The organism is Mycobacterium colombiense (assembly GCF_001665835.1).
GTDB lineage: Bacteria > Actinomycetota > Actinomycetes > Mycobacteriales > Mycobacteriaceae > Mycobacterium > Mycobacterium colombiense_A.
Map to the genome: position 1 here is coordinate 1 of NZ_LZSX01000090.1, position 13,786 is coordinate 13,786.

Consider the following 13,786-nt stretch of genomic DNA (forward strand, 5'->3'; position numbering starts at 1 on the left):
CGACCTTGCCGCGCTGTGTGATCTCCACCTCGCCCGACCCGGCGAGCCGCGTTGCGGCCCGCGCCGCTGTTCTGACGCCGGCCGGACCGACCGTCACCGGCCGCGCCACTGCGGTTTGCGCTTCTCCGCCCAGGCGCGCAGCCCCTCGGCGACGTCCTCGGTCGCACCGGCCACCTTGCGCATGGTCTCGCCGAAGCGCACGGATTCGATCCAGCCCATGTCGGCGGTTCGCCACGCCACTTCTTTGGTCGCCCGCTGGGCCAGCGGTGCGGCCTCGGTCAGGGTGCGCGCCCAGGCCTGGGCTTCGGCCTGCAGCTGGTCGGGCTCGACCAGCTTCCAGACCAGACCGATTTCCTTGGCCCGCTCGGCGCTCATGGGTTTGCCGGTCAGCAGTAGCTCCATCGCGTTGGCCCACCCCACCCGGTGCGGGAGCCGAATGGCTCCGACGATGGTGGGCACCCCGATCGACACCTCGGGGAAGCAGAACGTCGCCTCGGTGCTGGCGATGACGAAGTCGCAGAACAGCACGCCTGTTACGCCGTAGCCGATGCACGGGCCGTGCACGGCGGCGATGGTCGGCTTGAACAATTCCATGCCGGATTCGAACGAGTTGATGGTCGGCTTCTCCCAGAAGGTGCCGCCGAAGCTGCCGACCGAGCCTTCGCCGTCCTTCAGGTCGCCGCCCGCGCAGAAGACGCTGCCGTTGGCGGTCAGGATCCCGACCCACGCGTCCAGGTCGTCGCGAAAGCGATCCCAGGCGGCGTTGAGGTCCTGGCGCAGCGCGCCGTTGATGGCGTTGCGCGCCTCGGGGCGGTTCAGGGTGATGGTCGCAACGTGGTCTTGCAGCTCATAGGTGACCAGACTCATCACTGCAGACTATTGGTCCGGGCCCACAACCTCGCCATAAGCTGGGAACAAACGCGTTCTCATGGCGTGCGGGGGCGGTGAGAGTCATGGAATCTCCCAAGGCGTCCAAGGGTTTTCGACGGAAGGCGTTTGACGTCGTCGAAATGCACGTGAACCCGCTCGAACGCTTTGACCCGTTCGGCTTTGACTTTGTTCGTGTAGGTCCGCCGATCCGCCAGCGTCAGATCCGCGTCGTCGCTGAACGCGCCCAGCAGCGCGCGCGGGTAGAGCCGCTCCACCAAGACGACGTTGATCTCGGCGCACATCACCAGTGCCACCGACGCGAGGAACAGAAACGCCAACGCCCCCAACACCAGTGCGAACACACTGTTGGTGGCGCTGGCCCGTTTCACGGTGTGGGCCACATAGCCGGCCCCGAACCACTGCAGCATCTGCCAAATGAACGCTGCGGCAACCGCTCCCGGTAGCACCTGCCGATACGTCAGGGCCCGCGCGGTCGTCACCCGGAAGGCCACCAGGCAGATCAGCGCGTTGATGACCACCGCGACGAGCGCGAGACCGATCTTGCTGGAGATGCCAAGGGACCCGGTGGCGTGGCCCGCCGCGGCCAACAAGGTGGCGGCGACGGCGGCCGAGCCGAGCACCAACAGCAGCATCAGGCTGCGCAGCCGGGACCGGATCGGGTTGGGGCGCTTGTGCTTCGGTACCGCCCACACCGTGTCCATCGCGTTCTGCAGCGCCTGCCCCACCCCCAGACCGCCGTAGAGCGCGCCGAGCAGGCCCACGATCACGCCCACCGCCCCTCCGCTGAGGCCTTCGGGGTGGTGCAGCTGTGCGCCCAGTACCGGGAACTGGCTCAACGTGCTGTGCAGCACCTGGGCTTGCAGATCGGGCCGGCCGGCCAGCACCACCCCAAGACCGGTGGTCAACAGCAACAGCATCGGAAACAGCGACACCAGTCCGTAATAGGTGATCAGAGCGGCCAGGTAGCCGCCCTGATCGTCGTTGTACTTGTAGACAACGGCGACGATCACACCGACGACTCGATTACGCCGCTGCAGCTCGTCCAGCCAACCGACCATCGCCGATCACTTCCCCCACCAGCCGGCATCCAATTCGATGCACTCGCCGGGTGATACCCGGATTCAGCTGCCGTCAACCGCGCGACGGCCGCAGATCGGGGTCTCGTCTCGCACGCTTGACGCTGTACAGCTTCGCGTCGGCGGCCGCGTACAGCGAGGTGACGTCGGCGCTCTCGCCGCTGCGCGACGCGGTGCCGACGCTGGTGCCCGGCGTGTGCTCGCGGACGCTGGCAATGAACTTCTCCGCTTCGGCACCCGTCGGACGACGGTCGGTGATGCACACCGCGAACTCATCGCCGCCAAATCTGGCCAGAACGGCGCTGGGGGGCGCGACTTGTCGCCAGAAAGCCGCGCAGCTGATCAGATGTTGGTCACCGGCGACGTGGCCGTGGGCGTCGTTGAGACTTTTGAAGTTGTCGATGTCCATCGCGATGACGGTGACAGTGATTGCATCCGAACGGGATCGGGTCAACAGGTCCCCGGTGGCGATCTCCCACCCTGCACGGTTGAGCAGCCCCGTGAGTGGATCGGTGCACGCCGCCGCGACCAGGGCGCGCGTCAGCAACCCGAAAGACTCCGCGGCTCCGACGATCGCGATCACGAAAATGACGTAGTCGATCCATAACTTCGGCGTGGGTGCGAGCGCGAGGGCCACAACGGACAGCCCTGTGAGGACGGCGACCAGGGTCGCGCCGCGACGTGGCGAATAAAAGGCGCGCAGGTACATCGCCAGGAACATCGGCGCGATCAGGCAGACGAACTCGGCAATGATCGCCCGATGGAACGCCATCACGATGGGTGTGGCCACGATCGCCGCTACCGTCGCGGGCGTGGGTTTGTCGGGTCGGGCGGCCAGCCAGGCCAGCGCCGCGAAACCGAGGCCGACCGCAACGATTCCCCCGGCCGGATTCGACAGGGTCAGCCCCGAACGGATCGGGAACAAGGTGAACACCACACCGTAGGCGTACAGGAATGTGGTGGCTCCGAAGAAGATTCGTAGCATCCGCGCCTGTTGTGTGCGGTAGAAGACGCTCCCGGCATCGGCGCGCAGCCGCAATCGATATCGGCGAGTGTCCCGACCGCCGTATGGGCCACCGAAGCTATGGCGCATCCCGTTAAATCTCCTCGTCACCCCCCGTGATGGCGACGTGCGACAAATTGCGGCAGTGCCATTTTGACACCATGTCGACCAACACATCGTCACCGACACCTCACGGCTGGCGTTGCCGGTGACGCCTATCGTTGCAGCAGTGGCCGAACCGTCTGCAGCGCAGTTGCGCAAACAGCTCGACGGTCTGACCCTGCGCGACGCCGCCCGCATCGGCCGGCGCCTGAAGAACCTCCGTGGCGCCTCGCCCGAGAAACTGCGGCAGCTGGCCGACCAGGTCGCCGCGGCGCACAGGGTCGTCGCCGCCCGTCAAGCCGCGGTCCCCACCATCACCTACCCCGACCTGCCGGTCAGCCAGCGGCGTCAGGAAATCGCCGAGGCGATACGGACCCATCAGGTGGTGGTGATCGCGGGGGAGACCGGTTCGGGGAAGACCACCCAACTGCCCAAGATCTGTCTCGAGGCCGGCCGCGGCATCCGCGGGACCATCGGCCACACCCAGCCCCGCCGGCTGGCCGCCCGCACCGTTGCCCAGCGCATCGCCGACGAGCTGGGCAGCCCACTTGGCGACACCGTCGGCTATACCGTGCGCTTCACCGACCAGGTCAGCGACCGCACGCTGATCAAGCTGATGACCGACGGTATTCTGCTCGCCGAGATCCAGCGCGACCGCCGCCTGCTGCGCTACGACACGCTGATCCTCGACGAGGCGCACGAGCGCAGCCTCAATATCGACTTCCTGCTCGGTTACCTGCGTGAGTTGCTGCCTCGCCGACCAGATCTGAAGGTGATCATCACCTCGGCGACGATCGAGCCGCAGCGTTTCGCGGCGCACTTCGGTGGAGCCGAACATGTGCTCAGCGGCGGAGCCGAACATGTGCTCAGCGGTGGAGCCGAACATGTGCTCAGCGAGAACGCGCCGATCATCGAGGTGACCGGGCGCACGTATCCGGTCGAGGTGCGCTACCGGCCGCTGGAGATTGCCGTGCCGTCCGCCTCCGATGACGATCCGGACGACCCCGACCGCGAGATCGTGCGTACCGAGACCCGCGACGAGGTCGAGGCGATCGTCGACGCGATCGGTGAACTAGAGGCCGAGCCGCCGGGCGATATTCTGGTCTTTCTCTCCGGCGAGCGCGAAATCCGTGATACCGCAGAGGCTTTGAGTGGAATCAAACACACCGAGGTGCTCCCGCTGTACGCGCGGCTGCCCACCGCCGAGCAGCAGAAGGTGTTCGCGCCCCATACCGGGCGCCGCGTCGTGCTGGCAACGAACGTCGCCGAGACGTCGTTGACCGTGCCGGGGATCCGCTACGTCATCGATCCCGGCAATGCCCGGATTTCGCGCTACAGCCGGCGATTGAAGGTGCAGCGCCTGCCGATCGAGCCCATCTCACAGGCGTCGGCGGCGCAGCGGGCCGGCCGATGCGGTCGGGTCGGCCCCGGCGTGTGCATCCGGCTCTACTCCGAGCAGGACTTCGCGGCGCGGCCGCGTTACACCGAACCCGAGATACTGCGGACGAACCTCGCCGCCGTGCTGCTGCAGATGGCGGCGCTGCAGCTCGGCGACATCGAGGAGTTTCCCTTCCTCGATCCGCCGGACCGACGCAGCGTCCGCGACGGCGCGCAACTGCTGGCCGAACTCGGCGCGTTCGACCAGCACGGCACCATCACCGATCTCGGCCGCCGCCTCGCACGACTGCCCGTCGATCCGCGGCTGGGCCGGATGATTCTGCAGGCACAGACCGAGGGGTGCGTCCGCGAGATGCTGGTCTTGGCCGCGGCGCTGACGATCCCGGACCCGCGGGAACGCCCGAGCGACCGCGAGGAGGCGGCCCGCGCAAAGCACGCCCGTTTCGCCGACGAGCACTCCGACTTCATGTCCTATCTCAACCTGTGGCGCTATCTTCGTGAGCAGCGGACGTCTTTATCCGGCAACGTGTTTCGCCGCATGTGCCGCGCGGAGTTCCTGCATTATCTGCGCATCCGCGAATGGCAGGATCTGGTCGGGCAGCTGCGCAGCATCGCCCGCGACCTGGGCATCTTCGAAGACGGCGCATCCGAGGAGCCGGCCGATGCGGCGCGGGTGCACGCGGCGCTGCTGGCCGGGCTGTTGTCGCATGTGGGCATGCGCCGCGAGGACACCCGCGAATACCTGGGCGCCCGCAACTCGCACTTCGTGCTGGCGCCCGGCTCATCGCTCACCAAACGGCCGCCGCGCTGGGTCGTCGTGGCGGAGCTGGTCGAGACCAGCCGCCTGTACGGGCGCACCGCCGCCCGCGTCCAGCCCGAGGTGGTGGAGCGGGTCGCCGGCGATTTGGTGCAACGCACCTACAGCGAACCGCATTGGGACGCCAAACGCGGCGAGGTGATGGCCTACGAGCGGGTGACGTTGTACGGGCTGCCGCTGGCCGCGCGCCGCCGCGTCGGGTACGCGCGCATCGAGCCGGTAGTGGCGCGCGAGTTGTTCATCCGCCACGCGCTGGTCGAGGGGCAGTGGCACACCCGCCATCACTTCTTCGCGGACAACGCGCGGCTGCGGGCCGAACTCGAGGAGCTGGAGGAGCGGGCCCGCCGCCGCGACCTGCTGGTCGGCGACGACGACGTGTACGCGCTCTACGACGCCCGGGTCCCCGCGGACGTCGTCTCCGCGCGGCATTTCGACGCCTGGTGGAAGAAGCAGCGCCACAAGACACCGGAACTGCTGACGTTCACTCGCACCGACCTGCTGCGCACCGGCGAGGCGGCCGACGCGGACCGGCCGAGCACGTGGCGCACCGGCGATGTCGCGTTGCCTTTGACCTACCGGTTCGAACCCGGCGCCGCTGACGACGGTGTCACCGTGCACGTGCCGATGGACGTGCTGGCGCGCTTGGGTGGCGACGAGTTCGCCTGGCAGGTACCGGCGCTGCGCGAGGAACTCGTGACCGCGCTCATCCGCTCACTGCCGAAAGACTTGCGCCGCAACTTCGTTCCCGCCCCCGACACGGCCCGCGCGGTGCTGGCGGCCATCGATCCGGCCGCCGAGCCGCTGCTGCCGGCGCTGCAACGCGAGTTACGCCGTCGCACCGGGGTTTTGGTGCCCATCGATGCCTTCGACCTGGACAAGCTGCCCTCGCATCTGCGGGTGACATTCGCGGTCGAGTCCGGCGACGGCGCCGAGGTGGCCCGGGGCAAGGATCTGCGGGCGCTGCAGGAGCGGCTCACGGCGCCGGCCCGGCAGGCTGTCGCGCATGCGGTCGCGGGCGAGCTGGAGCGGACGGGGTTGCGCGGCTGGCCCGAGGACCTCGATGAACTGCCGCGCGTCGTCGAACGCACGATTGATGGACGCACGGTGCGGGGCTTTCCCGCGTTCGTCGACGCGGGCGGCGTCGTCGACCTTCGTGTGTTCGCCACCTCGGCCGAGCAGGACCACGCGATGGGACCCGGCATCCGGCGGATGGTGCGGCTGAGCGTCGCCTCACCGGTCAAAGCCATTGCGCGTCAACTCGATCCACGGACCCGACTCGCCCTCGGCACCAACCCGGATGGTGATCTGCCCGCGCTGCTGGACGACTGCGCCGACGCGGCGACCGACGCGCTCGTGTCGGCGCCGGTGTGGACGCGCGCGGAGTTCGTTGCGCTGCAACAGCGGGCGGGAAAGTCCCTGCCGCCCACCACCGTCGACATCGTGGGCCGTGTCGAGAAGGTGCTGGCCACCGCTCAGGAGGTGCAGCTCCTGGTGCCCGCGAATCCACCGCCCGCGCACACCGACGCGGTCGCCGACATTCGTACGCAGTTAGACCGGCTGTTGCCCGCCGGTTTCGTCACCGCCACCGGGGCCGCTCGGCTCGCCGATCTCACCCGCTACCTGCTCGGGATTCGTCGCCGCCTCGAGGGGCTGCCTCGCGCCGCCCAGGCCGATCGGGAGCGCATGCAACGAGTGCGCGCCGTCCAGGAAGCCTTCGACGAGCTGGTGCATGTGCTGCCGCAGCCGGCGAGGGCGGCCGTCGAGGTTCGCGATATCGCCCGGCAGATCGAGGAACTCAGGGTGAGCCTGTGGGCCCAGCAACTCGGCACGCCTCGGCCGGTCAGCGAGCAGCGGATCTACCGCGCGATCGACGCGGTGCGCGACCGTTGGTGATTATTTTCCCCGCCACTTTCAACCTATAGCGCATATGGGGGCTTGCCGCAAGACCCGGGTGATGATGCAAAATCGCTGTCCTCGACCGGAATTGAGGCGAATTGGGGTGGCGAAGTGGAAGTTTCGGGGGCATCGGAGAACGGCGGCATCGAGCACGCGGTGCTCATCGCCGGGGGCGGCCCGACCGGGCTGATGCTGGCGGGCGAGTTGGCTTTGGCCGGGGTCGACGCCGCCATCGTGGAGCGACGCACCAGCCAGGACTTGATCGGAGCTCGGGCGGGCGGCCTGCACTCCCGCACCATCGAAGTTCTCGATCAGCGTGGCATCGCCGATCGATTCCTGTCCCGGGGCCAGGTGGCGCAGGTCGCCGGATTCTCCCAGATCCGGCTGGACATCAGTGACTTTCCCACCCGGCACCCCTACGGGCTCGCGCTGTGGCAGAACGAGATCGAACGCATCCTGGCCGAGTGGGTCGGCGAGCTCGGCGTGCCGATCTACCGCGACAAAGAGATAGCAACCTTCGCCCAGGACCACAGCGGCGTCGACGTCGGACTGTCCGACGGCCGCATCATGCGGGGGGAGTATCTCGTCGGGTGCGACGGAGGACGCAGCGTGATCCGCAAGGCGGCCGGCATCGAATTTCCCGGATGGGACGCGACCACCAGCTATCTGCTCGCCGAGGTCGAAATGGATTTCGGGACCGGGCAATCCCCGCAGTGGGGCATCCGCCACGACGCAATCGGCGTGCATGCCCTGTCCACCGCCGAGGAGGGCGGACCGGTTCGGGTGATGGTCACCGAGGCGCAGCTTGGACCGGCCACCGAACCCACGCTGCGCAGCCTGAGCCAGGCACTCGTCGCCGTCTACGGGACCGACTACGGAATCCACAGTCCCACTTGGCTTTCCCGGTTCACCGACGCGGCGCGGCAGGCCGCCGCCTACCGCCGCGGGCGGGTCCTGCTCGCCGGCGACGCCGCACATATCCACCACCCGGTGGGCGGGCAGGGCCTCAACACCGGCGTGCAGGATGCGGTGAATCTGGGCTGGAAGCTGGGCCAGGTGGTCAACAAGACATCGCCCGACAGCCTCCTGGACAGCTACCACGCCGAACGGCACCCGGTTGCCCGGCGGGTGCTGCGCAACGCGTTGGCGCAGATGGCGCTCCTTCACCCCGACGAACGCACCCAGGCGCTGCGCGACACCGTGTCCGACCTTCTCGCCATGGACCAGCCCCGCACCTGCTTCGCCGCGATGATGTCGGGTCTGGACATCCATTACGACCTGGGCGAGGGACACCCGCTGGTCGGCCGCCGCATGCCCGACCTGGACCTGGTCACCCCCGACGGGTCGCTGCGCGTGTTCGACCTGCTGCGGGACGCCCGCCCGGTGCTGCTCAATTTCGGCGACACCGGCCGCATCGACATCGCGCCCTGGGCGGACCGGGTTCCGACGGTCGACGCGAAACCCGTTGACCGGTGCGTGCTTCCGGTGCTCGGCGCCGTGACCGTGCCGCCCGTGGTGGTGATCCGGCCGGACGGACACGTCGCCTGGGCGGGCGACGGCACCGACCCGGCGCTACACGACGCGCTCGCCACCTGGTTCGGGCCGGCCACCGCGACGCGAGGCGACCAAAAAGGGTGACTTGTGCTGGCCGGCGCAGGGTGTAACGTGCGTGTTCGCTGTTCAAGAGCAGGAAGCACCGACCGTGGACATGGCAACCGAGCAACCGCCGACTCCGCCCGTGGATTGGGCCGAGGCCCAACCCTTGCTCCGGCCGGTGCTGCGCCCGCAAAGCTACGTCAACGGCTTGGTCAACACCGGGGCCCAGCCCTGGGTCCGCCCGGTGTTCCCCTTCATCAACGAGGTGGTGGTCGTCGACCTCCCCACCGTGCGGGCCATAGTGTCGCCGGCGGAAACGGGCGCTTGGGGCATCACCGGCGATCAGGCGTTCGCGGTGGCCAGGGAGAACCTTTCCGCGCGCCAGCAGGCCTTCCAGCCGGGCGAGAAGTACCTGTTGAAGGATGCGGACGGCGGCACCTACATCGATTCGATGATCCTGGCCACCGGCTGGTTGGGTTCGCTGGCGGTCGCCGGCGGCCATCGCCCACTGGTGTTTTTCCCGGGCGATGGCGTGTTACTGCTGGGCACCGACGCGCCCGACAACGCCGCCGACCTCTTCGAGGTCGCCGAGCAGATGTACCTCGATGCCGATCAGCCCATCTCGCCGCAGGGCTACACCATTGTGGGCAGCGTCATCGCGCCGTTCGATCAGGCAGGCCCGCACCCCCTGCGCGGGTTGGCGTTGAGGGCCCGAACCCTGTTGGCCACAGCGGAATACAAGCACCAGGCCGAATTCTTGCGGGAGCACTATGAGCGCGAGCTGTTCCCGCACTACGTCGGCGACGCGCAGATGATCGAGACGGCCTGGGGTCGGCGCACCAATGCGGTGTGGGGGCAGGGGATCCCGTGGGAGCTGCCGCAGACCGATTACGTGACGTTCGTGGTCGGCGAGCCGTCGAATGTGTCCGACAAGTTCACCGTGCCGTTCCCGACGGTGGTCGATGCGGTGGGCATCCTTCCCGTCGCGGGAATCAATCCGGTCCGCTACCGGGCCGACGAATGGCCGACGGCCGAGATGCTGGCGACGCTGAAGGCACACGCCGTCGATATACCGAGCGAATGACGCTGCTCACCTGAGCCAGGCCGGCGACCCGCTAGTCCGGCGGCTCGCTGGTCGTGCCGCGGACAGCCGCTTGTTCCCGGTCGCTGCGGTTGCCGGGAACGCCTTCGGCTTCGCTCTCCTCGGTAACCTTTTCCTCGAGCTGATCGACGATGTTTTCCAGCTCCTGAGCGCGGCTCAGCGGGTCTTTGTCGGGTTTGGTCATGTCGCTTTCCATGGGCGTTGGTGGGGGACGGGCCCCGGCGCCGGGAACCCGCCGCTATTCCATACCCGATCGCGCGTTCGCTAACCAGATCCAGAGGCCGTCAAACGAACGAGACACAGCGCCGCCGCGATGGAAGTATCGCAAGAGTGGCTACCGAGAAACCTCAGACCATCGCCTACCCAGCTCCTGACGCACGCCAGCGTCGCCACCATGCCGACCCGCTCGATCCGCACGTCATCGTCCTTTTCGGGGCGACGGGCGATCTGGCGAAACGAAAGCTGCTCCCCGGTCTGGCGTACCTGGACCAGTCCGAACTGGCGCCCGATATTCAGATCGTCGCTACGTCGCTGGAAGACTTGAGTCAAGACGAATTCCGCGATCTCGCCAAGAAGGCGATCGATTCCTTCGGCACCCACAAGCTCACGACCGAACAGTGGTCGAACTTCGCCAACATCGTCACCTACGTCCCGCAGGGCGCCGGGCCCGAGGCGCTGGCCGAGGCGGTGGCGCAGGCCGAGGACAACCTGGGGCCGAACGTCCGGCGACTGCACTACCTGTCGGTGCCGCCCAAGGCGGCGCGCGCCGTCATCACCATGCTGCGCGATGCCAAGCTTGTCGAACGCTCACGGTTGGTGATGGAGAAACCGTTCGGCACCGATCTGGCCAGCGCGGTGGCGCTCAACGACTTCGTGCACGAAACCTTCGAGGAATCCCAGATTTTCCGCATCGACCACTTCTTGGGCAAGGAGGCCGCACAGAACATTTTGGCGTTCCGCTTCGCCAACGGCCTCTTCGAGCCCATTTGGAACCGAAACTTCATCGACCACATCCAAATCGATATTCCCGAGGCGTTGGGCCTGGATCAACGGGCGAACTTCTACGAAGAAACCGGCGCCTACAAGGACATGGTGGTGACACACCTGTTCCAGGTGATGGCGTTCGTGGTGATGGAGCCGCCGACGGCGCTCGAACCGTTCGCCATCAGTGAAGAGAAGAACAAGGTGTTCCGGTCGATGCTGCCGGTCAAACCCGCCAATGTGGTTCGCGGCCAGTACAACGGATATCGCGAAGAATCTGGAGTGGCAAAGGATTCCGACACCGAGACGTTCATCGCGCTGAAGGTCGGTATCGACAACTGGCGCTGGGCCGGGGTTCCCATCTATCTGCGCACCGGCAAGAAGATGGCCGAGGGCATCCGGATCATCTCGATCGCGTTCAAAGAGGCTCCGCGAACTATGTTCCCACCCGGATCCGGGGTAGGCACCCAGGGTCCCGACCACCTCACGTTCGACCTTGCCGACAATTCGAAGGTGTCGCTGTCTTTCTATGGCAAGCGGCCCGGACCCGGCATGAAGCTGGACAAGCTGTCGATGCAGTTCTCCTCGCAGGAGATCGAGACCGTCGTCGATGTGCTGGAGGCCTACGAACGACTGATCCTGGATGCGATGCGCGGCGACCACACGCTGTTCAACACCGCCGAAGGCATCGAATCACTGTGGGAGCGTTCGGAAGATCTGCTCACCGATCCGCCGCCGGCCAAGCTGTATCAGCCGGGCACGTGGGGCCCCAACGCGATTCACCAATTGATCGCGCCGAATGCGTGGCGGCTGCCGTTCGAGCGAGAGTGGCGCGAGGCCAGGCCTTAGCGGAAGCGCCTCGAGCTCAGTGCAATTCGGCGCTGAGGTAACTGATTGCGTGACGGAACTGTTTGAGGATTTCGTTGTCCGGCAGCACGAATCCGTAATCGGCATAGACCTGTTCGGTGGGGTGGCGGGTGACGTTCCAGCCGGTGGCACCCAGGTGCTCAGCGGCGGGGCGGCGCTCCCCGAGCCAAATCAGCTCGGCGACATCGATGTCCAGTCCGTGCTGCCGCCAGGTGCTGCGCATCGCCCGGGCCCGTTCGTCGGTGAAGACGCTCATGTCGGTGATGTTCTCGGTGGCCAGCCGGCTGCCCGGCGCGCTGAGCGCGGTGATGTTGTCCAACAGTCGGTCCTGGGCATCGGGCGGTAGATAGGGCAGCAAGCCTTCGGCGATCCACACGGTGGGGGAGTCGGTGTCAAAGCCGCTGTCGCGCAGCGCCGTTGGCCAATCGTCGCGGAGATCAATGGCGACGGTCCGGCGCTCGGCGGTCGGTTCCGCGCCGATCTGGGCGAGCGTGGCGGTCTTGAAGGCGATGACTTCGGGCTGGTCGACCTCGAACACCACCGTGCCCGATGGCCACGACAATCGATAGGCCCGCGCGTCGAGTCCGGCGGCCAAGATGACCGCCTGCCGGATTCCGGCGGCGGTGGCGGCGCCGAAGAAATCGTCGAAAAACCTGGTCCGCACCGTCATCTGCTCGCGCCGCTGCTGCAGCGTCATCGGCATGTCGTCGGTGTCGAGCGGGATCTGACCGTCCAGCATGCGAGTGAAGAAGGGATGCCCGACCGCCCGCACCAACGGCTCGGCGAACGGGTCATCGAGTAGTGGATCGGGCTCGCGTGATGCCAGCGCTCGGGAGGCCGCAACCATCGTCGCGGTCGCCCCCACGCTGGAGGCCAGGTCCCAGCTGTCGCCCTCGGTACGCGCCGAGCCAGATGATGACATTCGCTTTCCCCTTCCGGGATCCACCCGCCGCGTCGGCCAATTCGCCCTCTGGACCGCTCACCACCGGCGACTACACCACCGGTACCGAAGGGTACTTTCTGGCTAGGCCGCGCGCACCACGCACCCGTCGCGCGGGCATCTGACTCCCGTCCCCGCCGCACGACGACCGGAAAGTGAATCACTCCATGGCACCGACCCTGCGCCCTCGCCGATCCGCTCTCTACCTGCCCGGCAACAAGCCGCGCGCGCTGGAGAAGTGTAAGTCGCTGCCGGCGGACGTGCTGATATTCGACCTCGAGGATGCGGTGGGACCCGACGCGAAAGCTGATTCGAGGGCGAAGGTGTGCGACGCGATCTCGTCGGAGAGTTACCGGCCCCGCGAAGTCGTGGTACGGATCAACGGGTTGGACACCGAATGGCACCAGGACGACCTGGCCGCCGTGGCCGGGTCGACGGCCGACGGCGTGCTGGTGCCGAAAGTCGAGACGGGTCAACAGGTTCAAGCTCTGGCCGAGGCGCTCGACTCCTTGGGAGCGCCGAAATCGTTGCAGCTGTGGGTGATGATCGAAACGCCCCGGGCTTTTCTGCGGGCCGAGGAGGTCGCGTCGGCCAGCGATCGCCTGGCCGGGTTGGTGGTGGGTACCAACGACCTGGTCAACGAGCTGCACGGGCTGCACGTCCCCGGGCGCGCACCCGCAGTGCCCGCCCTCGGCCTGGCGTTGTTGGGAGCGAGGGCGGCCGGAAAGGTGATCTTGGATGGCGTGTTCAACGACATCAGCGACGAGGGCGCCTTCCGGGCCGAGGCCCACCAGGGCCGCGAAATGGGATTCGACGGCAAGACCCTGATCCACCCGTCGCAGATCGCCCCCGCCAACGAGCTGTTCGGTCCGTCACAGGAGGAGCTGGAGGACGCCCGCAAGATCGTGTCGGCGTACGAGCAGGCTCAGGCGGCCGGGACCAGCGTGATCACGGTCGACGGCCGCATGATCGAGAGCCTGCACGTCCGCGACGCCCAGCGAACGCTCACCCTGGCGGATTTGATCTCGGCGATGGAATCCGCCTCCTAGGGCAGTAGACACATCAGGGCGCGCGGCGGCGGGTGCGCGACGGCGGCCCGCAACGGGCGTTCGGTGCC

General features: G+C 67.3%; 10 protein-coding genes. 5 read left to right on the forward strand and 5 right to left on the reverse strand.

The window, feature by feature from the left end; all coding sequences use genetic code 11:
- Window positions 1-93: 93 nt before the first annotated feature.
- The 3 genes from A5760_RS22925 to A5760_RS22935 form a co-directional block, all read right to left on the reverse strand.
- Window positions 94-867 carry an enoyl-CoA hydratase/isomerase family protein gene (locus tag A5760_RS22925; protein ID WP_064885081.1) on the reverse strand — a complete coding sequence of 258 codons (774 nt, stop codon included), beginning with the start codon at window positions 865-867 and terminating at the stop codon, window positions 94-96.
- Window positions 868-926: 59 nt separating this feature from the next.
- Window positions 927-1,949 (reverse strand): YihY/virulence factor BrkB family protein, encoded by a 1,023-nt coding sequence (locus A5760_RS22930; RefSeq protein WP_064885084.1) that lies wholly within the window; start codon window positions 1,947-1,949, stop codon window positions 927-929.
- Window positions 1,950-2,022: 73 nt separating this feature from the next.
- Window positions 2,023-3,006: a GGDEF domain-containing protein gene (locus A5760_RS22935; protein ID WP_064885086.1), complete on the reverse strand. Its 984-nt coding sequence runs from the start codon at window positions 3,004-3,006 to the stop codon at window positions 2,023-2,025.
- Window positions 3,007-3,199: 193 nt separating this feature from the next.
- Here A5760_RS22935 and hrpA point away from each other — a divergent pair, with 193 nt between their 5' ends.
- The 3 genes from hrpA (at window position 3,200) to A5760_RS22950 (ending at window position 9,863) form a co-directional block, all read left to right on the forward strand.
- Window positions 3,200-7,180 (forward strand): ATP-dependent RNA helicase HrpA, encoded by a 3,981-nt coding sequence (gene hrpA / locus A5760_RS22940; protein WP_064885088.1) that lies wholly within the window; start codon window positions 3,200-3,202, stop codon window positions 7,178-7,180.
- Window positions 7,181-7,294: 114 nt separating this feature from the next.
- Window positions 7,295-8,821 carry an FAD-dependent monooxygenase gene (locus A5760_RS22945; protein WP_196772182.1) on the forward strand — a complete coding sequence of 509 codons (1,527 nt, stop codon included), beginning with the start codon at window positions 7,295-7,297 and terminating at the stop codon, window positions 8,819-8,821.
- Between the two features lie 64 nt (window positions 8,822-8,885).
- Window positions 8,886-9,863 (forward strand): hypothetical protein, encoded by a 978-nt coding sequence (locus A5760_RS22950; RefSeq protein ID WP_064885090.1) that lies wholly within the window; start codon window positions 8,886-8,888, stop codon window positions 9,861-9,863.
- A gap of 31 nt (window positions 9,864-9,894) precedes the next feature.
- Here the strand turns inward: A5760_RS22950 and A5760_RS22955 are convergent, their stop codons facing one another.
- The gene (locus A5760_RS22955) at window positions 9,895-10,077 is read right to left on the reverse strand and encodes a hypothetical protein (RefSeq protein ID WP_040629827.1); all 183 of its coding nucleotides are present in this window, start codon (window positions 10,075-10,077) and stop codon (window positions 9,895-9,897) included.
- 134 nt (window positions 10,078-10,211) lie between these two features.
- Between A5760_RS22955 and zwf the strand changes: the two genes are divergently transcribed.
- Complete coding sequence (gene zwf / locus A5760_RS22960; protein WP_064885092.1) at window positions 10,212-11,711, forward strand: glucose-6-phosphate dehydrogenase; 1,500 nt, start codon at window positions 10,212-10,214, stop codon at window positions 11,709-11,711.
- Window positions 11,712-11,727: 16 nt separating this feature from the next.
- Here the strand turns inward: zwf and A5760_RS22965 are convergent, their stop codons facing one another.
- Window positions 11,728-12,651, reverse strand: a complete 924-nt coding sequence (locus tag A5760_RS22965) for a class I SAM-dependent methyltransferase (protein ID WP_064885094.1) — start codon at window positions 12,649-12,651, stop codon at window positions 11,728-11,730.
- Between the two features lie 185 nt (window positions 12,652-12,836).
- On the opposite strand from A5760_RS22965, the gene A5760_RS22970 reads away from it, so the two are divergent.
- Window positions 12,837-13,718, forward strand: a complete 882-nt coding sequence (locus A5760_RS22970) for an HpcH/HpaI aldolase/citrate lyase family protein (protein WP_064885096.1) — start codon at window positions 12,837-12,839, stop codon at window positions 13,716-13,718.
- Window positions 13,719-13,786 lie beyond the last annotated feature (68 nt).

Bases quoted from the DNA above. Each gene is read 5' to 3' on its own strand.
- A5760_RS22955 (WP_040629827.1), bottom strand. From the start codon at position 10,077: ATGGAAAGCGACATGACCAAACCCGACAAAGACCCGCTGAGCCGCGCT.
- A5760_RS22930 (WP_064885084.1), bottom strand. From the start codon at position 1,949: ATGGTCGGTTGGCTGGACGAGCTGCAGCGGCGTAATCGAGTCGTCGGT.
- A5760_RS22965 (WP_064885094.1), bottom strand. From the start codon at position 12,651: ATGTCATCATCTGGCTCGGCGCGTACCGAGGGCGACAGCTGGGACCTG.
- A5760_RS22970 (WP_064885096.1), top strand. From the start codon at position 12,837: ATGGCACCGACCCTGCGCCCTCGCCGATCCGCTCTCTACCTGCCCGGC.
- A5760_RS22925 (WP_064885081.1), bottom strand. From the start codon at position 867: ATGAGTCTGGTCACCTATGAGCTGCAAGACCACGTTGCGACCATCACC.